The sequence below is a fragment of the Halolactibacillus miurensis genome, assembly GCF_900116255.1.
Taxonomy (GTDB): Bacteria; Bacillota; Bacilli; order Bacillales; family Amphibacillaceae; genus Halolactibacillus; species Halolactibacillus miurensis.
The window spans coordinates 43,816-63,422 of record NZ_FPAI01000006.1 but is presented as its reverse complement, the minus strand read 5'-3'; the positions used below and the strand labels follow the sequence as shown (position 1 = coordinate 63,422).

23 protein-coding genes and 1 riboswitch are annotated in these 19,607 nt (G+C 38.1%); of the genes, 15 read left to right on the top strand and 8 right to left on the bottom strand.

Going from position 1 to position 19,607, the window contains the following annotated elements:
- Positions 1-240 precede the first annotated feature (240 nt).
- Entirely contained in the window at positions 241-1,218 is a 978-nt protein-coding gene (locus tag BM390_RS05655; protein WP_062321880.1) for a Gfo/Idh/MocA family protein, read from the top strand.
- 137 nt (positions 1,219-1,355) lie between these two features.
- Entirely contained in the window at positions 1,356-1,775 is a 420-nt protein-coding gene (locus BM390_RS05650; protein ID WP_062321882.1) for a universal stress protein, read from the top strand.
- Between the two features lie 51 nt (positions 1,776-1,826).
- Here BM390_RS05650 and BM390_RS05645 read toward each other — a convergent pair whose 3' ends face one another.
- The 3 genes from BM390_RS05645 to BM390_RS05635 are packed head-to-tail and all read right to left on the bottom strand — an operon-like array spanning position 1,827 to position 3,862.
- Positions 1,827-2,240, bottom strand: coding sequence for a Fur family transcriptional regulator (locus tag BM390_RS05645; protein ID WP_089853279.1), 414 nt, complete (start codon positions 2,238-2,240; stop codon positions 1,827-1,829).
- Positions 2,237-3,091, bottom strand: coding sequence for a metal ABC transporter permease (locus tag BM390_RS05640; RefSeq protein ID WP_062321884.1), 855 nt, complete (start codon positions 3,089-3,091; stop codon positions 2,237-2,239). Before BM390_RS05640 ends, BM390_RS05645 begins: the two co-directional genes overlap by 4 nt.
- 15 nt (positions 3,092-3,106) lie before the next feature.
- Positions 3,107-3,862 (bottom strand): metal ABC transporter ATP-binding protein, encoded by a 756-nt coding sequence (locus BM390_RS05635; protein WP_062321886.1) that lies wholly within the window; start codon positions 3,860-3,862, stop codon positions 3,107-3,109.
- A 242-nt stretch (positions 3,863-4,104) separates the two neighbouring features.
- Here BM390_RS05635 and BM390_RS05630 point away from each other — a divergent pair, with 242 nt between their 5' ends.
- Both BM390_RS05630 and gcvH read left to right on the top strand, forming a co-directional pair.
- Positions 4,105-4,461: an arsenate reductase family protein gene (locus tag BM390_RS05630; RefSeq protein ID WP_062321951.1), complete on the top strand. Its 357-nt coding sequence runs from the start codon at positions 4,105-4,107 to the stop codon at positions 4,459-4,461.
- Between the two features lie 49 nt (positions 4,462-4,510).
- Positions 4,511-4,951: a glycine cleavage system protein GcvH gene (gene gcvH / locus BM390_RS05625; protein ID WP_062321888.1), complete on the top strand. Its 441-nt coding sequence runs from the start codon at positions 4,511-4,513 to the stop codon at positions 4,949-4,951.
- A 60-nt stretch (positions 4,952-5,011) separates the two neighbouring features.
- On the opposite strand, the gene BM390_RS05620 is transcribed toward gcvH, so the two are convergent.
- Positions 5,012-5,428, bottom strand: a complete 417-nt coding sequence (locus BM390_RS05620; RefSeq protein WP_062321890.1) for a TlpA family protein disulfide reductase — start codon at positions 5,426-5,428, stop codon at positions 5,012-5,014.
- A 136-nt stretch (positions 5,429-5,564) separates the two neighbouring features.
- Positions 5,565-5,678, top strand: a riboswitch (SAM riboswitch).
- A 196-nt stretch (positions 5,679-5,874) separates the two neighbouring features.
- Between BM390_RS05620 and BM390_RS05615 the strand changes: the two genes are divergently transcribed.
- The 9 genes from BM390_RS05615 (at position 5,875) to sufB (ending at position 14,351) form a co-directional block, all read left to right on the top strand.
- On the top strand, positions 5,875-6,900 hold the full coding sequence (locus BM390_RS05615; RefSeq protein WP_062321892.1) for a methionine ABC transporter ATP-binding protein: 1,026 nt from the start codon (positions 5,875-5,877) through the stop codon (positions 6,898-6,900).
- On the top strand, positions 6,893-7,558 hold the full coding sequence (locus BM390_RS05610) for a methionine ABC transporter permease (RefSeq protein WP_062321894.1): 666 nt from the start codon (positions 6,893-6,895) through the stop codon (positions 7,556-7,558). Before BM390_RS05615 ends, BM390_RS05610 begins: the two co-directional genes overlap by 8 nt.
- Before the next feature lie 42 nt (positions 7,559-7,600).
- Positions 7,601-8,413: a MetQ/NlpA family ABC transporter substrate-binding protein gene (locus BM390_RS05605; RefSeq protein WP_062321896.1), complete on the top strand. Its 813-nt coding sequence runs from the start codon at positions 7,601-7,603 to the stop codon at positions 8,411-8,413.
- Positions 8,414-8,617: 204 nt separating this feature from the next.
- Complete coding sequence (locus BM390_RS05600) at positions 8,618-8,809, top strand: YuzK family famiily protein (protein WP_062321898.1); 192 nt, start codon at positions 8,618-8,620, stop codon at positions 8,807-8,809.
- Positions 8,810-9,168: 359 nt separating this feature from the next.
- Positions 9,169-9,948, top strand: a complete 780-nt coding sequence (gene sufC, locus BM390_RS05595; RefSeq protein ID WP_062321899.1) for a Fe-S cluster assembly ATPase SufC — start codon at positions 9,169-9,171, stop codon at positions 9,946-9,948.
- Positions 9,949-9,970: 22 nt separating this feature from the next.
- Entirely contained in the window at positions 9,971-11,272 is a 1,302-nt protein-coding gene (sufD, locus tag BM390_RS05590) for a Fe-S cluster assembly protein SufD (RefSeq protein WP_062321901.1), read from the top strand.
- A 1-nt stretch (position 11,273) separates the two neighbouring features.
- Positions 11,274-12,494, top strand: coding sequence for a cysteine desulfurase (locus BM390_RS05585; protein WP_062321903.1), 1,221 nt, complete (start codon positions 11,274-11,276; stop codon positions 12,492-12,494).
- Complete coding sequence (gene sufU / locus BM390_RS05580; protein ID WP_062321904.1) at positions 12,484-12,924, top strand: Fe-S cluster assembly sulfur transfer protein SufU; 441 nt, start codon at positions 12,484-12,486, stop codon at positions 12,922-12,924. The genes BM390_RS05585 and sufU overlap by 11 nt, the downstream gene beginning before the upstream one ends.
- 29 nt (positions 12,925-12,953) lie before the next feature.
- Positions 12,954-14,351, top strand: a complete 1,398-nt coding sequence (gene sufB, locus BM390_RS05575) for a Fe-S cluster assembly protein SufB (RefSeq protein ID WP_062321906.1) — start codon at positions 12,954-12,956, stop codon at positions 14,349-14,351.
- A gap of 61 nt (positions 14,352-14,412) precedes the next feature.
- On the opposite strand, the gene BM390_RS05570 is transcribed toward sufB, so the two are convergent.
- Positions 14,413-14,784, bottom strand: a complete 372-nt coding sequence (locus tag BM390_RS05570) for a tyrosine-type recombinase/integrase (protein WP_371859883.1) — start codon at positions 14,782-14,784, stop codon at positions 14,413-14,415.
- A gap of 132 nt (positions 14,785-14,916) precedes the next feature.
- Here BM390_RS05570 and BM390_RS05565 point away from each other — a divergent pair, with 132 nt between their 5' ends.
- Both BM390_RS05565 and BM390_RS05560 read left to right on the top strand, forming a co-directional pair.
- Complete coding sequence (locus BM390_RS05565) at positions 14,917-15,654, top strand: hypothetical protein (RefSeq protein ID WP_143103141.1); 738 nt, start codon at positions 14,917-14,919, stop codon at positions 15,652-15,654.
- Between the two features lie 716 nt (positions 15,655-16,370).
- On the top strand, positions 16,371-16,805 hold the full coding sequence (locus BM390_RS05560; RefSeq protein WP_062321917.1) for an RDD family protein: 435 nt from the start codon (positions 16,371-16,373) through the stop codon (positions 16,803-16,805).
- Between the two features lie 399 nt (positions 16,806-17,204).
- Here BM390_RS05560 and BM390_RS05555 read toward each other — a convergent pair whose 3' ends face one another.
- The 3 genes from BM390_RS05555 to BM390_RS05545 all read right to left on the bottom strand — a co-directional run bounded on the left by BM390_RS05555 (position 17,205) and on the right by BM390_RS05545 (position 19,551).
- A complete protein-coding gene (locus tag BM390_RS05555; RefSeq protein ID WP_062321919.1) occupies positions 17,205-18,029 on the bottom strand; it encodes an aminoglycoside 6-adenylyltransferase in 825 nt (274 codons plus the stop codon).
- A gap of 14 nt (positions 18,030-18,043) precedes the next feature.
- The gene (locus BM390_RS05550) at positions 18,044-18,667 is read right to left on the bottom strand and encodes an endonuclease III domain-containing protein (protein ID WP_062321922.1); all 624 of its coding nucleotides are present in this window, start codon (positions 18,665-18,667) and stop codon (positions 18,044-18,046) included.
- A 197-nt stretch (positions 18,668-18,864) separates the two neighbouring features.
- Positions 18,865-19,551, bottom strand: a complete 687-nt coding sequence (locus tag BM390_RS05545) for a phosphoribosylaminoimidazolesuccinocarboxamide synthase (protein WP_062321924.1) — start codon at positions 19,549-19,551, stop codon at positions 18,865-18,867.
- Between the last annotated feature and the right edge of the window lie 56 nt (positions 19,552-19,607).

Sequence of the window (19,607 nt, the reverse complement as noted above, 5' to 3'; positions counted from 1 at the left end):
CACCCCTTATCTTCTCATGTATGAGTTATGGTATTTACTATCAATATTAATTGTAACATGTTTACATCATTTTGTATGACATGTTGCTTCTCATGGATTTGATTAATTAGTAAGAAGTGCTTGTTATGTGTATTAACACTTATATTCAGGTTGTTTTATGGAAAAAGTTGCGACTTATTAAGAACAACGTTAAAATAAAGTAAATTAATTAACTAAGTCAAATGATAAAGGATGAGTACGATGACAATAAAGATTGGGATGGTAGGGACAGGTGGATTTAGTCAAAAACATGCTGATATTCTAATGAAGATGGACCAGGTAAGACTTGTAGCTGTTTGCGGTACGAGCGAGGAAAAAGCGAAGCGATTTGCTGAACAGTATGACGGCATGAGAGGGTATAGCGATTTTCATGCGATGCTAGACGCAGAAAAATTAGATGGTGTTTATCTTTGTGTGCCGCCGATGGCGCATGGTGAGATGGAACTTACCTTAGTAAAGCATCGCATACCTTTCTTTGTTGAAAAGCCACTAGGTGTAACAACAGCGGCGCCAGAAAAAGTTGTTGAAGCACTCGAAAAAGCACCGTTAGTGACTGCTGTCGGTTATCATTTCCGTTACTTAGAATCGATTCAATATCTTAAACGTCTATTAAAAGACCATACCGTAGGTCTAGTGACAGGCAGATGGATGGGGTCGATGCCTGAGGTGAGTTGGTGGCGTAATCAAGCATTATCGGGTGGACAATTAAATGAACAAGCGACGCATATTGTCGATCTTTTGAGGTACCTTTTAGGTGAGAGTGAAGAAGTTCATGCTTATGAGGCACAACGCGTGATGAATAAGCGAAAAGAAGACGTGACTGTAGCGGATGTCGGTACACTCAGTATACGATTTAAATCTGGAGTCATCGCTAATATTACCAATACGTGCATCTTACCAGAGGGTTTAGATGAAATAGGGTTTACGATGTATACCGATTCAGCAGTGATCGAGTGGACTCCTGAGTCGTTAACGATAAAAACGGGAAAAACCGAAAAAGTCATGGTAGATACACAAGATCCCTATTACCAGGAGGATGAAGCCTTTATTCAATCCATTAAGTCAGGTAGTAATGAACACATTTTGTCTACGTATCAAAATGCTTATAATACTCAGCTTATGACGGACGCAGCACGCGTCTCTGTTGAAAAGCATTCTCCGATTAACCTAAATGACTAGTAGGGCAGAGCGATATTAAAAAATAGCCGTATGAATAGTTACAATGATGAAAACTTTTGGTGAAATGAGGTTTACCCACAGCGGTTAAAGGATAGATTATACTATAGTTTATTTTATCTTTAAGGGAGTGGTCATTCATGTTTAAGAAAATCCTGTTAGCTTCTGATGGATCTGAATATTCAATTCGCGCCTGTGAAAAAGCGGTTGAATTAGCAAAATGTCAAGCAGATGCTGAAGTTACCATCTTGTATGTTGTTGATGGAACAGCGGCGAAAGCTGATGCAACTTATCACTGGAATGCGAGTGATTTAGATCGTAGTCGACGTGAAAAATTAGAAATCTCTGAGCGTAAATTAACAGAAGCGGAAGTAGATTACAGTATCAAAATCTTACATGGTGATCCAGGCCCAACGATTGTTAAGTACGCGAATGATGAACGGCATGATCTCGTCATTATTGGAAGTCGCGGATTAAATAGTCTGCAAGAAATGGTGCTAGGAAGTGTCAGTCATAAAGTGGCTAAACGCGCCGATTGCCCGGTACTCATTGTTAAATAACATCTAAAAATCCCCTAGTCACCGTTTATGTGACTGGGGGATTTATCTATTTTATGCGGCTTGACAAGCTGGACAAAGTCCGTATACTTCAAATTTATGTCCTTCAATCATGTACCCACTTAAGTCATCATCAATCATATCCATTGGGCAGATTTGAATGCGTTTTGTTGCCCCGCATTTGCGACAGATGAAATGATGGTGGTGGTGATTAGCACACCGGATTTGATAATGTTTTTCTCCGTCTAGTTCAGTGGATTCTAAAATACCTAACTCGTTAAAGAGGTGGAGATTTCGGTAGATTGTATCAAAGCTAATCCCATCATAATGCGGTTCCATATAAGAGAGTAATTCTTTAGCTGTACGATAACGCCCTTCATTTGCGAAAAACTCTAAAATCATTGCCCGTTTATTTGTGTATTTATAACCAGCCTCTTTTAACTTATTAAGGGCTTCATTTAAATTCATACAATCGCCTTCTTTCGTTGAGATTTTAACCATACTTTTTGGAGAAATGTTGTCACGATGAGAAAAGCAATTAAGACCATCACGATTGTCCCACCGGGGGGGATTTCTAAATAATAACCAGAAACAATCCCTAGAATGACACTTGCTTCACCGAAGATAATCGAATAAAAAATGGTTTGTTTAAATCCTTTGGCAATGCGAATACTACTTGCGACAGGCAGTGTCATGAGCGCTGAAACAAGCAACACACCGACAATGCGGATAGACGCTGAAATAACAAGTGCCGTCAGTAAGATAAATAATAAGTGAATACTCTTTGAATGAATACCTGATACTTTCGCATGTTCTTCATCAAATGATAACATAAACAATTCTTTATAAAACACAACCATTAACGTTAAAACAATAACCGCAATAATCCGAATCGTATTAAAATCTTGTTTAGACACAGCTGAAACAGATCCGAATAAGTAAGAGTATAAGTCATTGTTCAATCCGTCAGCAAGTGCAATAAAGATAACACTAAGACCAACCCCACCAGAGAGAATAATAGGAATAGCTAAATCTTGATAAGCTTTATAGACTGTTCTTAGACGCTCAATTAAGATAGCTCCAAAGATAGAAAAAATTGTCCCGGACGTAAAAGGGGTAATGACAGCTAATCCGTATTTTTTATCCATAAACAAACCAAAAGCAATACCGGCTAAAGTCACATGACTCAAACCGTCAGCAATTAAGCTAAGGCGTCTCACAACGACAAACGTACCAAGGAGTGGCGCAATTAAGCCGATGATTAAACCTGTATAAAGTGTCGTGCGCAAAAACTCAAACTCAAAAAATTGACTAAGCAAACTCACTCACCGTCCTTAATGATTGTGGGTCACGATATTTAAGTCATGACCATAAAATGATGAAATCCGTTGTTCAGATAAATTATGAAACGCTTCTGTATCACCATGAAAATGGATTTCTTTATTGAGACAAGCAACGCCATTTGCATGACTTGTCATCGTGCCAATATCATGGGAGACAAGGAGAAGGGTGATTTTTTTCTCGTGATTTAATTTCCCTAAAAGTTCGTAAAACTTTTGAACGTTTTCCGTATCAATCCCAACAGTCGGTTCATCTAAAATGAGAAATTCCGGTTCACTGACTAAAGCACGGGCAATAAAAATGCGCTGTTGTTGACCACCTGATAAGTCACCAATGTTTTGATTGATGTATTCTGACATACCAACAAGTTCAATGGCTTCTTTTACTTTCTCGCGATGTTTTTTTGTGAAGAACTTCAAGTAACCGATTTGTGCCGTTAATCCCGTAGCGACGACTTCTTTTACCGTGGCAGGAAACCCTCGATTAAAGGCATTAGCTTTTTGTGACACAAAGCCAATCTTCTGCCAATCTTTAAACTTATTAGCAGGTGTTCCGAATAACTCGATCGAGCCATGTTGCGGTGTTAACACACCGAGTAGTAATTTAATTAATGTTGTTTTACCGCCACCATTTGGTCCGACAAGACCTAAAAAAGCCCCGCGAGGAATCGAGAGGTTCACATCTTTTAAAGCAATCTTGTCTTCATAGGCATAGCGTATATTTTTTAATTCAACGATGGTGTCTGTCATTGTATTTAAGCTCCTCTATCTATTATATAAAAGCACTTTGTGATTGTTCGAAACGTAACCATTACTAAGTGTAACCGAAACAAGCATGAATGTAAATAAGAATTGTTACGGTTTAGGTTTAAGTTAATCATAATAAATGCTTTGATGTCAATGAAAGTGCATTAGAACAAGCGAAAAGGTGGAAAAACGAAGCAAGAGACTTTATACTAAAGAAGGAGAAAAGAGAAAGGGTGGGGATTCATTTGACAATGACGTTTTATTGTTATCCAAAGTGCGGTACATGTAAAAAAGCAAAGCAATGGTTAGAGGCTAATGGTGTCGCTTATGATGAGCACCATATTGTAGAAGACACACCATCAAAAGCAGTGATGATGGGGCTAATCGAACGAAGCGGACTAGATATTAAAAAATTCTTTAATACGAGTGGCCAGAAGTATCGTGAATTGAATTTAAAAGATAAATTACCTGATATGACGCATGAAGAGAAAGTCGATGTACTCGTAAGCGATGGGATGTTAATGAAACGTCCACTTACTTATGATGACCAACATGTGACGGTCGGTTTTAAGGAAGAACAATTCGAACAAACATGGAAATAAAGCAACATAAGCAGCAACAAATTCGCTTAAATGAAAGAGGGAATGATAAATGACTTTACCAAAAGATTATTATTACACAGATGAACATGTGTGGTTAAATATTGAAGATAACTTAGTTCGTATCGGGGTGACTGATTATGCGCAAGATGAACTAGGTGACGTTGTGTTCGCTGAAATCAGTGAAACTGGTGAAACAGTGAAAGCGAATGATACGTTCGGTAATGTTGAATCCGTTAAAACAGTATCAGAACTGTATGCACCAATCAACGGAGAAATCGTTGAGGTTAATGATGTATTAGAAGATAAACCTGAACTGATTAATGTGTCACCTTATGATAAGGGTTGGTTGATTGTCATTAAGCCAGATAATATGGAGGATGTTAAAGCACTTATGGCAAGTGACGCGTATAAAGATTTTCTGCGGGGCGTTACTGAGGACCATGTTGCTTTAAACTTGTCACACATCAATGATATTGATTTAACGAAGTAATCTGATCATAAAACACGCCTGAACATTAGTCAATACTTCTAATGAACAGGCATGTTTTTCTTAAAGATAGGCACTAATTGCCTCCATTAGACTAGGAAAGCTTAAGTTCTGGCCCCATTGTTTAACGATATGACCCTGTTGATCAATTAAGACCGTCGTTGGTACACCTAAACAAGTGTAGTTGAGATATGTTTCACGACCATTATCTACAAGAGTTGGTTGTTTGATAAAGTTATTTTTGTAACGAACGGCATCATCGTGATGCCTTTCTCTACCAGTGACATTAATGGTAATCATCGCTAATTTGTTTTGGTCCACGGTTTTGAATAATCGCTCTTTCATCGGCATATCCTGACTACAATCAGGACACCAAGAGGCCCAAAACGTAAGTAACACCATTCGCCCGCGCAAATCACTTAATGTAAGATGGTCGTCTTTATCAATATAGGGAAGCGTAAAATCTGGTGCAGTTGTCATATATATCAATCATCCTTTCAAACTGTTGTATACTCTCGTGATTAATTAGTATAACATGGACAAAATATTGTGAAAACTTATTGACAGCATATTTTTAACGTGCTATTATCACCATTAACCAATTAAATATTTAAGACTCTTATCAAGAGAGGTGGAGGGACTGGCCCGACGAAGCCCGGCAACCGTTAAATACAAGCTGTATTTAAAAAGGTGCCAATTCCTGCAAAGCGTAAGCTTTGGATGATAAGGGAACGCTTAAACGTAAGCATATGATGCCAGCGTCTTTTTGTTCTCTTATTAAAGGAGAATAAAGGGGCGCTTTTATATTGATTGAAATAGTGTTTGGTTGATAATTTAATCATTAAACCATCGCGTATTCGGTTAAAGAGAGAAGAATGAATACCGTTATAAAAAGAATGAATATTTAGATATTAGGGGGAAGTCACATGATCGTCATTGATCAGTTATCGAAAGTTTTTAAAACAAACGAACATGAACTAAAAGCCGTAGATGATTTAAGTTTATCGATTGAAAAAGGTGAGATTTTCGGCGTGATTGGTTATAGCGGTGCTGGTAAAAGCACTTTTATTCGCTTAATTAATCGCTTAGAAGAACCGACAAGTGGGACAGTAGAAATAGAAGGACAAAATATCACTAGCCTATCAAAACATGAATTACGGGTGAAACGCCAGGAAATTGGCATGATTTTTCAGCACTTTAACCTGTTGTGGTCGCGCACCGTTGAAGAAAACATTGCCTTTCCATTAGAAATTGCCGGGACATCAAAAGCTGAAATACAAACGCGTGTGCAAGAATTGATTGATCTTGTTGGACTAACAGGTAAAGAAAAGAATTATCCGTCACAACTTAGTGGGGGACAAAAGCAGCGGGTTGGTATTGCACGAGCACTCGCAAATAAACCGAAAGTATTACTTTGTGATGAAGCAACATCGGCTCTTGACCCAGAGACAACCGACTCAATTTTAGCTTTGCTTGTTGATATTAATGAAAAGCTCGGTTTAACGATTATCCTCATTACCCATGAAATGCACGTCATTCAAAAGATTTGTCATAACGTAGCCGTAATGGAAGCGGGACGTGTGGTTGAACAAGGAAATGTCCTTGAAGTCTTCTCACACCCTAAAAAACCGGTGACGAAAAAGTTTGTTGAACAGGTCATGGGTAAACCAGATGAAGAACTCACCGATGATGTATTAATCGAACATATTTCAGATGGTCATGTACTAAAGTTAACCTTCGTAAAAGAAACAGCCAATCAAGCGATTATTTCAGAGGTAGCTAAACATTATGACGTTGATATTAATATTATTCAAGGAAACATTAAACAAACACAAGAAGGAGCTTACGGCTCGCTTTATGTAAAAATGACAGGGGACTTACCAGCAGTGGAACAGGCGATTCAATTTATTCGATCAACATCAGTCGATGTGGAGGTGATCACACATGGCTAATTTATTTCCAAACATTGATTGGATGGATCTTTTATGGGCAACAGGTGAGACACTTTATATGACACTTGTCGCTTTAATAGGGACGTTGATTTTAGGTACGATCCTAGGTCTATTCATTTATTTATCCGCGCCGGGTAACTTGTGGGATAATAAAATTGTTTATTCAATTACCGCTGGATTTGTGAATATATTTCGGGCGATTCCTTTTATTATTTTAATCTTTTTAATTTTACCACTCACCGTCTTTTTATTTGGGACGTTCCGCGGACCAACAGCCGCATTACCTGCATTAATTTTAGGTTCTGCGCCGTTTTATGGTCGCCTCGTTGAGATTGCTTTACGTGAAGTTGATCACGGTGTAATTGAAGCAGCGAAAGCGATGGGGGCAAAAACATCGACGATTATCTTTAAGGTGTTACTAAAAGAATCGATGCCAGCGCTTGTTTCAGGACTGACGGTAACGGCGATTGCTTTAATCGGTTATACCGCCGTCGCAGGATCGATTGGTGCTGGGGGTCTTGGTGATTATGCCTACTTCTACGGCTTTACTCGTCGAGATATGGATATCGTTTATGTCTGTACACTCCTGATTGTATTAATTGTATTTATCTTTCAATTTATTGGCGATGTTATTACGAAAAAAATTGATAAGCGCTAATGAGCTTATTCATATATTAAAAAAAGAAAAGGGGATTTCATGATGAAAAAAATTGTAACTTTATTTTTACTTGTCTTGTCACTTGGATTTTTAGCTGCTTGTGGAGAAGAATCAGCAGAGAATGAAATTAAAGTCGGGGCTACTTCTGTGCCTCACGCAGAAATCTTAGAAGAAGCGCGTCCATTGCTAGAAGAAGAAGGTATTGAGTTAACGATTGAAACGTATACAGATTACGCATTACCAAACGAAGATTTATCACGTGGAGAATTGGATGCCAACTACTTCCAACACATTCCATTCTTTGAATTATCTTTAGAAGATCATGGTTATGACTTAGTTAATCTAGCGGGCATTCACGTAGAACCTCTCGGTGTGTTTTCAAAAGACATTGCTTCAGTAGATGATATTGAAGAAGGAACAGAAGTGATTATTAGTCGTAACGTACCTGACCATGGGCGTATTTTAGCACTCTTTGAAGCAAATGGTTTTATTACACTTGCCGATGATGTAGATAAATCCGCTGCTACAATCGATGATATTGTGGAAAATCCATTGAACCTTACGTTTTCTCCATCAGTGAATCCGGAATTCCTGATCGAAGCATATGAAAATGAAGCAAATACACTCATTGCTATTAATGGTAACTATGCGATTGAAGCAGGTCTATCACCGGTGGACGATGCGTTATTCGTAGAAGGTGCCGATTCCCTTTATGTTAATATTATCGCCGCACGTGCTGAAGATGAAGATAATGAGAATCTTCAAAAGTTAGTTGAAATCTTGCAGTCAGAAGAAATCTCTAATTTCATTAATGAAAAATACCAAGGCGAAGTTGTTCCTGTTGCCGGTGAATAACTGAACAATGAAATACAGACGAAAACGGAAGAATTCGTCTGTATTTTTATGTGCGCTGAGGTATGTTGAATAGAGCGGTTATTACTCGGTGAAATGAGGTCAAATCATGTCAAAGCACGTTTTTCATAGTAGGGGCAGCGTGCTATAATAATACTTGTATCAAGCAATAAATAAATTAATCAATAAGGGGACTTTTAAAACGAGATGGAAAAGCTCAATCTGAACTACACACCAGAAATGGAAAAAGCTATGCATCAAAATCACGGCGTGAATTTCACAGAATATGAAATGAATGTCGAGAAGCGCATGAAAGTGGAGCGAGAACGAGAAAAAAGTCATGAACAAAGTATGAAATTGATTGCTGAACTACAACAAGATATTCACCGAGATATGTAAACTCAATTAACATGAGTAAATGAGAAAAACCTCTGCGCTATTTAAATAAATAGTGTGAGAGGTTTTTCTTTATATTACCAAAAATAAGGCAATCGCTAGTCGTGATGGAGGCGTTAATTATTCAGAGCGTCGTTACCGTCGATCAGAGCAAAAATATTGAAAGATGTGGCAATGTTTGACTTACTCGGGAAAACGATATAAACTTTTTTTACGTTATTGTTTAAAAAGTGATGTTTTCGGTCTTAAAATCTTGCCATAATTTTTGAAATAGTTTAAGATTGTAATGAGTATAAACTGAGAATGAAAATGAGACTCAGTATCAGAATAACACGTAAGCAAATTACTTAGGAGGTATAGATATGAGTGGTTCAACATTAGAGATTAAAGATCTTCATGTGGAGATTGATGGGAAAGAGATTTTAAAAGGCGTTAATTTAACGATAAAAGGCGGCGAGTTCCATGCGATTATGGGGCCGAACGGTACGGGTAAATCAACATTGGCGTCAGCTATTATGGGACACCCTAAATATGAAGTAACAAAAGGACAAATCTTAATGGACGGTGAAGATGTTCTTGAGATGGAAGTAGATGAACGTGCAAAAGCGGGTCTTTTCCTAGCGATGCAATATCCGAGTGAGATCAGTGGGGTGACAACGTCAGATTTCTTACGGTCTTCTATTAATGCTCACCGCGAAGAGGGTGATGAGATTCCATTGATGAAGTTCATTAAAGAGATGGATGACGCGATGGATTATCTTGAAATGGATAAAAATATGTCACAACGTTATCTAAATGAAGGTTTTTCAGGTGGGGAGAAAAAACGTAATGAGATTCTGCAGCTCATGCTATTAAAACCAGCCATTGGTATTCTAGATGAAATTGACTCAGGTCTTGATATTGATGCGTTAAAAGTTGTATCAAAAGGGATCAATAAATTACGTAATGAAAACTTTGGTTGCTTAATTATCACACACTACCAACGTCTATTAAACTACGTAAAACCAGATTATGTTCACGTGATGATGCAAGGGCGCGTTGTAAAATCTGGTGGACCTGAACTTGTCGAACGTTTAGAGAGCGAAGGGTATGAGTGGATTAAAGACGAACTCGGAATTGAAGACGAAACTGTCGGCAAATAATATATAGGGGAGGAGGAATTTGATGTCTAACGATGTATTTACGTGTGACTATATAGAAAGTTATTCGAAACAACAACAAGAACCGGCATGGATGACAGATTTCCGCTTGAAAGCTTTTGAAACAGCTGAAACGATTGATATGCCAAAACCGGATAAAACGAAAATCACCCGCTGGGATTTTGACACGTTTGATCATGTGACCAATAACCAATCGGCTAAACAAATCGCCCTTAATGATTTACCTGAAGGGATTAAAAAGTTTATCGACATTGAAAAAGAACAAAACTTATTAATCTTACGTGATAATGTTCGTGAGTATGTCCACAGGAGTGAAGATTTGGCAAAACAAGGTGTGATTGTCACAGATCTTCAGACGGCGATTAAAGAACATGCGGATTTAGTGAAACAATACTTTATGACAGATGCGGTAAGCGTAAATGAACATAAGTTAACGGCTCTTCACGGAGCACTCGTTAATGGTGGGGCGTTTATCTATGTACCAAAAAATGTGATAGTTGAAGAACCAATTCAAACCATCTTTTGGCAGGATAACCCGGCACAAGCGTTGTTTAATCACGTCATACTTGTAGCAGAAGAAAATAGTGAAGTTACTTACGTTGAAAATTATTTAGCATCTGAAACAGAAGCAAAAACAGTCATGAACGTAGTGAGTGAAGTGTTTGCTAAAGCGAATGCGAAAATTTCATACGGTTCAGTTGATCACTTTGCGCACGGTACGACGTCTTATATTAACCGTCGTGGTTTAGCTGAACGTGATGCGAAAATTGAGTGGGCACTTGGCCAAATGAATGATGGCGATACGATTTCAGAAAACGTGACGCACCTATTAGGTGATCAATCTGTTTGTTATGCGAAAGCAGTCTCTGTTGGTCGTGGTGATCAAACACAAAACTTCACAGCCAACATTGTTAACCATGGTAAACACACCGATGGTATCATCCTCCAGCACGGTGTCATGAAAGATAAAGCAACCGGTATTTTCCACGGAATCGGTAAGATTGAACACGGTGGAACAAAAGCCAACGCAGAACAAGAATCGCGCGTGTTAATGTTAAGTAAACATGCAAGAGGAGACGCCAATCCAATCTTACTCATTGATGAAGATGATGTAACGGCTGGACACGCAGCGTCTGTTGGACGTGTGGATCCGGTTCAGCTTTACTACTTGATGAGCCGTGGGATTTCTAAGCGAGAAGCAGAACGTCTCATTATTCATGGTTTCTTAGCACCTGTAGTGAATGAAATTCCAATCGAAGCGGTGCGCAAGCAACTAACAGATGTTATCGAAGGGAAAGTATACTAAGATGACCATCTTAGATGTCAAAAGTGATTTCCCTATTCTAGATCAGACAATCAATGGTCATCAACTTGTTTACTTGGATTCAGCCGCAACGGCCCAAAAACCACAAGTGGTCATTGATGCTGTGAATGATTACTATAAATTTGACAATGCGAATGTCCACCGCGGGGTGCATACACTTGGCCAACGAGCAACCGATGCCTACGAAGGGGCACGGGAGACGGTGACAAAGTTTATCAATGCTAAGCAATCAAAAGAGATTATCTTTACCCGTGGTACAACAGAGAGTATTAACATTGTCGCAAGAAGTTATGGCGATGCGTTTATTACAGCGGGTGATGAGATTGTGTTAACTGAGATGGAACATCATAGTAATCTGATTCCTTGGCAACAAGTAGCTAAGCGGACTGGGGCGACGCTAAAATTCATCCCGCTTGAAGCGGATGGGACAATGACCATGACGGCTGTTAAACAGACGGTGACTGAAAAGACGAAACTTGTGGCCATTACACACGTATCCAATGTATTAGGTACTATCAATCCAATTAAAGACATTACAGCTCATGCGCATGACATGGGTGCCGTTGTTGTTGTCGATGGTGCACAGGCTGTCCCGCATATGGCAGTTGATGTACAAGACCTTGATTGTGACTTTTATGCCTTTAGTGGGCATAAAATGGGGGCACCAACAGGTATCGGTGTGTTGTATGGTAAAGAAAAGTTACTCAATCAAATGGACCCGGTTGATTACGGCGGTGAAATGATTGATTTTGTCAGTTTAACAGACGCAACTTGGAAAGAGTTGCCGTGGAAGTTTGAAGGTGGTACACCGATTATTGCCGGTGCGGTCGGATTAGCAAGCGCGATTGGCTACTTACAATCGATTGGGTTTGATAAAATCACGGCCCATGAGCAAGCATTGACTGATTATGCAATAAAAGAACTAAAAAAAATAGACGGTATTGACATATATGGACCGGACAAACGATGTGGTTTGGTGACGTTTAACTTAACAGACGTTCACCCACACGATACCGCAACGGTTCTAGACTCATTCGGTGTTGCAGTAAGAGCAGGGCACCATTGTTGCCAGCCGCTGATGAAGTGGCTTAAGGTGACCGCAACAGCCAGAGCAAGTTTCTATGTATATAATACGTTTGAAGATGTTGATCTTTTTATTGACGGACTTAAACAAGCGAAGGAGTTTTTCGGAGATGTCTTTTAATAATCTAGATACACTCTATCGTCAAGTCATTATGGATCATTATAAAAATCCGCGAAACAAAGGCACATTAGAAGATGGTTTGACCCTTGAAATGAATAACCCAACCTGTGGTGACCGGATTCAGTTGCACTTTATTATTGAAGGTGACACAGTCACAAATGCTAAGTTTGAAGGCGAAGGCTGTTCGATTTCACTTGCATCTGCTTCAATGATGACCCAAGTTGTTAAGGGGAAATCTGTCGAACAAGCCTTAAAACTATCACAGTATTTTTCTGATATGATGTTAGGAAAAGAAACGGATAGTGACGGGTTAGAGCTCGGGGATATCGAAGCACTTCAAGGTGTTCAAAAGTTTCCAGCGCGCATTAAATGCGCGACACTTGCGTGGAAAGCGATGGAGAAAGCAATTGAGCAAGAGGACGAAGCTTAATACTATGATGTAACAAAGGAGGGGCTATTATGTCTAAAAATGCACCAGAAGTGGGCGAATATAAATACGGTTTTCATGACAAAGATGTCTCGATTTTCCGTACCGAACGCGGCCTAACAGAAAAAGTCGTGCGTGAAATATCTAAAATAAAAAATGAGCCTGAATGGATGTTGTCATATCGTCTTAAAGCGCTCGAACATTTCTATAAAACACCAATGCCACAATGGGGTGGCGATTTATCAGAACTTGATTTTGATGAAATCACCTATTACGTAAAACCATCTGAACGTTCTGAACGTTCGTGGGATGAGGTGCCTGAAGAAATCAAGCGAACGTTTGATAAATTAGGTATTCCAGAAGCGGAACAAAAATACCTTGCCGGTGTGTCCGCACAGTATGAATCTGAAGTTGTGTACCACAACTTAAAAGAAGACCTTGAAAAAATGGGGATTATCTTTAAAGATACAGACACAGCACTGAAAGAAAATGAAGATTTGTTTAAAGAATACTTCGGTAAAGTCATTCCTTATACTGACAACAAATTTTCAGCTTTAAATTCAGCTGTATGGTCAGGTGGCTCATTTATCTATGTACCAAAAGGTGTGAAAGCAGATACGCCACTGCAAGCGTACTTCCGAATTAACTCAGAAAATATGGGGCAGTTTGAACGTACATTGATCATTGTTGATGAAGGCGCATCGGTTCATTACGTAGAAGGGTGTACAGCACCTGTCTTTACGACAAACTCACTCCACAGTGCGGTTGTTGAAATCTATGTTAAAAAGGATGCTTATTGCCGTTATACAACGATTCAAAACTGGGCAAACAACGTCTATAATCTCGTTACCAAACGAGCAACATGTGATGCCAATGCGACGATGGAATGGGTTGATGGCAATATTGGATCGAAGTTAACGATGAAATATCCTGCCGTTCTTCTAAAAGGAGAAGGTGCACGTGGTATGACACTCTCCATTGCGCTTGCGGGTAAAGGACAAGTGCAAGATGCTGGGGCGAAGATGATTCACTTGGCACCAAATACATCGTCAACGATTGTATCTAAATCTATCTCAAAACACGGTGGTAAAGTCTCTTACCGTGGGATTGTTCACTTCGGCCGTAAGGCTGACGGGGCACGGTCAAACATTGAATGTGATACGTTAATTATGGATAATAAATCAACGTCTGATACGATTCCATATAACGAAATCTTAAATGATAACATTTCACTTGAGCACGAAGCGAAAGTGTCGAAAGTGTCTGAAGAACAACTGTTCTACTTGATGAGTCGTGGTATTTCAGAACAAGAAGCGACAGAAATGATTGTCATGGGCTTCATCGAGCCATTCACAAAAGAATTACCAATGGAATATGCGGTTGAAATGAACCGATTAATTTCCTTCGAAATGGAAGGAAGTATTGGTTAACGTTGTTATATAAACGTTTTGGTGAGGTGTAATTGAGGCTTGCCCCTTTTTACCCACCAAATCATGAATTAATGTAATTTGAATACAAATCGGGAGATTCTTTTTCGAGTTTCTCGGTAATGTGTAAATACGTATCTGCAGTGACATGTGCCGATTTATGGCTGAGTCTCTCAGATGCGTATTTTATATTTGCACCAAATACTAATAAGTGAACGGCATGACTGTGTCTTAAAGCGTGAGAGCTTAAAATCGGGACTTTTGCTCTTTTACATACTTCTTTAAAATATTCTCTGACAATATTGGTTCTTAACCATCGTCCGTCTTGTTGATGAATCATTAAATGAACGGAAGAAGCTTTACAATTCACCTGAATTGTAAAGTCAAATGCATAAACTTTTTTTTCTTGATTTTTGTTTTTTTGAACTTTAACTATGTTATCCTTTATTTATATATAAAAAGGAGGAATAAGGAAATTATGAAAATAGGGCCAAGAGTGTTTAAAAAAATCTATTACTACTAGTGTTACTAGTTCTTGTTTTTAGTATGGTTTTCGCAAGTACTGCTAGTGCAAAAACAAAAAAAGGTTAAAAATGATGATGTGGCAGTAGAAATGATAAATCTTGAAAATATTAATGAAGATACAATAGATACATTCTTAGCGAGTCGAGGTATGCCTGATGATGTGTTAAATAATTTAAGCTATCGAGGTGAGTATACAATTTATACTACATTAGAAGATGATTCTATATTTGATGGGTATTCAGAAAGAAAAGCAGCTTCTTTACCAAGTAGTGATGGTGATTTTTCTGTTCAATTCATCCCTACCAGTGATTTAGAATTTGATGCAACAGGTTGGAGGAATACTGATGGAACATACAGTATCTATCCAAGCTTCTACTGGAAAGAGAACGTAGAATTGGATAATGACTCTTTTGGATTCGCATTAAACAAAAAATATTGGGATAACGTTTCTGGTGCTACATTAAATTTATGGATGAGAGATTTCGGACCTGAAGGTTCAACTACTTCATACTTTATAGATCGAGCTTCTATGTCGGATTATTCAGGTCACTCTTTTAAGATGAGTGGTCTTGGGAGTTTCCCGCATGACTACGAAGGTAATGGCTACTTTAAAGCGAAGCCGGTAGGTAGCACAATTGATCGTACAATTAGCATTAGTTATGCTGATGGTAAAAGTATTTTAGGAAATATCAGCTATGGTGTAAATATTGGCATGACGAGTGTAACTTATTCTTCAAGTGCTAACAATTTTAAATCAACAGCAGATATTATTGGGTGGTAATTGGAGGTGAATTCATGGGTTTAGTTATATTTATACTATGTTTGATATCAATAAGTAACTTCTTAGTTTTATTGGATTTTGGCACAACTATAATACAAGCATTCGTGTATTCTCTACCAATAAATTTAACTGTCTGCACCATAATATTTTTAATGTACCAGATTCTAATAGAAGTTATGAAAAGTAACTCAAACAAATAGAACCTAGAAGAGAAGGAGAAAAACTATCTTTTAGAAGAGACTACTTGTCCATATAATTCTTAGTAACCCTCAATGGATGCAACAAAAATTATAAGGATAATTTTTTAGTAATTAAATTTGCTTTTTAATTATTGATCTTCTTCTAACATAAATACTCGACATTTAGTAACCTCTTTTACGTTTTCTTTCGTTCATTTTGTTTCTTCTCGTTCTAAATTTGCTACACTTAATATACGCGTGATGAAAATCTAAATAACATGTGTGTTTTAGCACATACTCGGTAGAGTGTATAAGTGCGCGCGCGCGCGATTGCATGGAGCTTTTCTTATGCTTCAAAACTATTGGGCCGCAAGGCCTCAGAATTATGAAATTCATTCGTAAAACACTCTTTCGGAATATTGCGAATATTGTTAAAAAAGTCCAAAGATATCTATGCGATACTAATGAAAATCTTTAATTAAATTACGTTCATTCAAAATATATATATAAATACTATGAATTGCGAGGTGTGTCAGGATGAATACTTTATCAGCAAGTCCAGTTGGAGTTATTGAAAGAGGCCTTGCACTAATTATCGATCTAATTATTAATGTAATAATTGCTTTAATAATTAGTTTTGTTTTTCACAAAGGTAATTTCCCATTTTTAGATTTTTTTATTATTGCGCTGGTTATTTTATCACACGTATACAGCATCACACTTCCACTACTATGGAATGGATATACAATTGGAAAACGAGCCGTTGGAATCAGAATTGCTCCTGTTTCAAATAATAGGTTAACATTAAGTACACTTATTTTTCGAGAGCTTTTAGTGAAGAATCTACTTTATTATTTTAGCATGGGTTTACTTCAATTTGTTAGTATCTATCTTATTTCAACTAGAGATGATAAGCGGGCGATTCACGATTTGCTTGCTAAAACTTATGTTACTAATAATTTTCCAGACTAAAAAGCAGTCACCCCTTTTTTTTCAGTAGGGGCGACTGCTCAATTTAAGTCTTTTTGATACATGGTGTCTGGAACTTCCTGGTTAAAGAGAAAGACAATCGTAGAGACCGATAATGTAAGTATCAAATAAATTCTCATCCAAAAATCTGGGTGATGGATTATTTGATCCCTTTGTTTTTTAGTTGAAGTTACTCATTGTGTTTAAATAACGGCTAAAACCTAGTTAGGCCAAGGGTTAGACGTGTTTATTTGTTATTGCTTGTGTTTAGTTTCTTCTATCAAATTAGAATCCTTCGAAACGGAAGGAAGTATTGGTTAAGCCTTTTAACGATAGTCAAAACCCTCTCACTGATTGATGTGCAATCAGTGAGAGGGTTTTTATGTGAACATGGGGTGGTGTTTATGTTAAAAAATGCTGATAATAAGTTAACACTCCTTGATATTCCGTGTGGTCTACTGGTTGATTATTTGCGCTACTTAACGTCAACTGGAAGTGATGAACGTCATCAATCATTGAAAGTAAGGACTGCTTCATATGAGCCAAAGTTGACATGTTAAAATAAGCCTGTAGTCTTTCAGGGTGTGCTAAATAATCGCTTAAGAACTGATTCGCTTTTCCAAAAGCCAGTGCTTGTTTTTTTTCTTGTATCAATACGACTTGTTTTAACAGTGTTATATAGCTCTCAAGAAGAGGCTGCGCATATATTGCCTGAGTATAAAAGAAATCCTCTCGTACAATCCCTTTTACAGCATACGTACTGACCCAGTAAAATTCATTAACATAATGATTCAGTGCTGTTTCTGATAATCGCTTCGTTAAGTAACGTTTATCATGATGAAAATGTAAGTGATCAAATTGCTCGTCTTTATCTAACAAAACAACTGAATGAGCATCATCAATCGCATCTGGGAGTAAATCTGGATGGATTAAACGTAAATCTATCCGTGTGAAATCTGTAAAATGTATTAAAAAAACAGCCAGACGGTTAGGGTCGTTTGTGCTCGGTGTTTGCATGATAAGCCGCTCACCGAAGACATCTAACCAGTCTAGGGTGTTGTTGAAGTCAGTGACGTGTTCAGTGATATAAATAATATCATAGTCCTGTAGCTCATCTTTTTTTCTACTGGCATCGGCCCGTGATCCGTTTAATAATACACCGCGAATCCGTGTATCTTCTTTTGCGACAGAGAGGATTAAATCATACATCGCTTGTTCACTCCGCAACTCTCCCACTCCTTTTAATCAAGTAACCATGATTCATCCATGGTTGGATTTTGTCTAAAGACTTTCCCGTGTACATCAATGGCCGCATGCCACTCCTTACATTGTTTTAAGTTAATATTCTCGACTAATGGTTGGTAGTGTTGTCGCATATCTTGATAAGTTTTAAAATCACCAAAGCCGAGCCGTGAAAATAATCGTCTTGCATACTGATCACTCACAAATACCCGGCGATTAAAAATATATAAAAGCAACACGTCAGCCGTTTCTTCCCCAACGCCTTGAATCGTTAAAAGTTCTTGTCTTAACGTATTCGTAGGGTACTGTTCGAATCTATCTAGTGTGGTGTGATGTTGGTGAAACCAGTGGGTAATAGCTTTAATATATTTGCTTTTTTGTTTATAGAAACCAGCTGGGCGAATGAGCGCTTCTAATGCACTTTGTTCCATTGCTAATAATGTATCAAGTGAAAGGTGAGGCTTTAAGTTATCTAAAGCTTTCTCCATGTTTAGTTGGGTTGTTTGTTGGATAAGAATCATACTAACCACATCTGCCAGGTAATGATCACTTTCCCACCAGTCTTGGTGTCCGTAATGATCGACTAAACGATCAAGTGCGGTTTTTATTTTGTCTTGTGTCATATAAACGTATATCTGCTCCTTAATTTTAATAGATAACTAGCTTAAGTATAGCATTCACGCACTCAGGCGTCAGTTGATATGTTTCTATCTAGCTTAATAGAAAGTGGGCAATAGAAAAGGGTAACACAAACGATACAGGATCGGTTGTGCTAGCCTAAATGTCATGATGGTGCTTTAAGTGCCGTTTGAGAAAGTGCTTATGATTGGAAGAAGAGTTTTTCTAATGTGAGTGGCTCAATATACTCGCCGTCTTTAAAGGCGCGCATATTGCCGCCTGAAATTTCATCAATTAAGAGAATGTCTCCGGTTGTTTGATCGCGGCCAAATTCAAATTTAATATCATATAGTTCGATGTCTTTTTTCGCCAGCTCATCTTTAATGACACCCGCAATTTGTTGCGTCAACGATTTTAACGTCTCATACTCTTCTGTTGTTAGGATATCAAGCATGGCTAAAGCATCTTTGGTGATCGGTGGATCTTCTCGTCCATCATCTTTTAACGTTACTTCAACAAACGCATCAAGCGGTTGATTTTCTTCTGCATATAATCCGTAACGACGTAAGAAGCTACCGACCGCACGGTAACGACAAATGACTTCTAAACCTTTACCGAAAACAGACGCAGGCTTAACGGTCATCGTTTGTTCGTCGATATGACTATCGATAAAGTGTGTCGGAATACCTTGCTTATTTAACTGTTCAAAAAAGTAGGTCGTTAATTTTAATCCGGCTTTACCAGCGCCTTCAATTGAAAGGCCAACCGTATTGGCGCCGGGATCGAAAACACCGTCCACACCTGTGACATCGTCTTTAAACTTCAATACGTAATTTCCATCTTGACGTTGATACACGTCTTTTGTTTTTCCTTGATACGTTAATTTCATGCATTTAGCTCCTTTATATAGATAATAGTGATGAATATAATGCTTATTCTATATCA

Coding starts and splice junctions, on each gene's coding strand:
- BM390_RS05635 (WP_062321886.1), bottom strand. CDS start 3,862: ATGACAGACACCATCGTTGAATTAAAAAATATACGCTATGCCTATGAA.
- BM390_RS05650 (WP_062321882.1), top strand. CDS start 1,356: ATGTTTAAGAAAATCCTGTTAGCTTCTGATGGATCTGAATATTCAATT.
- BM390_RS05560 (WP_062321917.1), top strand. CDS start 16,371: ATGAATACTTTATCAGCAAGTCCAGTTGGAGTTATTGAAAGAGGCCTT.
- BM390_RS05645 (WP_089853279.1), bottom strand. CDS start 2,240: ATGAATTTAAATGAAGCCCTTAATAAGTTAAAAGAGGCTGGTTATAAA.
- sufB (WP_062321906.1), top strand. CDS start 12,954: ATGTCTAAAAATGCACCAGAAGTGGGCGAATATAAATACGGTTTTCAT.
- BM390_RS05615 (WP_062321892.1), top strand. CDS start 5,875: ATGATCGTCATTGATCAGTTATCGAAAGTTTTTAAAACAAACGAACAT.
- BM390_RS05600 (WP_062321898.1), top strand. CDS start 8,618: ATGGAAAAGCTCAATCTGAACTACACACCAGAAATGGAAAAAGCTATG.
- BM390_RS05620 (WP_062321890.1), bottom strand. CDS start 5,428: ATGACAACTGCACCAGATTTTACGCTTCCCTATATTGATAAAGACGAC.
- sufU (WP_062321904.1), top strand. CDS start 12,484: ATGTCTTTTAATAATCTAGATACACTCTATCGTCAAGTCATTATGGAT.
- BM390_RS05605 (WP_062321896.1), top strand. CDS start 7,601: ATGAAAAAAATTGTAACTTTATTTTTACTTGTCTTGTCACTTGGATTT.
- BM390_RS05655 (WP_062321880.1), top strand. CDS start 241: ATGACAATAAAGATTGGGATGGTAGGGACAGGTGGATTTAGTCAAAAA.
- BM390_RS05545 (WP_062321924.1), bottom strand. CDS start 19,551: ATGAAATTAACGTATCAAGGAAAAACAAAAGACGTGTATCAACGTCAA.
- BM390_RS05550 (WP_062321922.1), bottom strand. CDS start 18,667: ATGACACAAGACAAAATAAAAACCGCACTTGATCGTTTAGTCGATCAT.
- BM390_RS05610 (WP_062321894.1), top strand. CDS start 6,893: ATGGCTAATTTATTTCCAAACATTGATTGGATGGATCTTTTATGGGCA.
- sufD (WP_062321901.1), top strand. CDS start 9,971: ATGTCTAACGATGTATTTACGTGTGACTATATAGAAAGTTATTCGAAA.
- BM390_RS05585 (WP_062321903.1), top strand. CDS start 11,274: ATGACCATCTTAGATGTCAAAAGTGATTTCCCTATTCTAGATCAGACA.
- sufC (WP_062321899.1), top strand. CDS start 9,169: ATGAGTGGTTCAACATTAGAGATTAAAGATCTTCATGTGGAGATTGAT.
- gcvH (WP_062321888.1), top strand. CDS start 4,511: ATGACTTTACCAAAAGATTATTATTACACAGATGAACATGTGTGGTTA.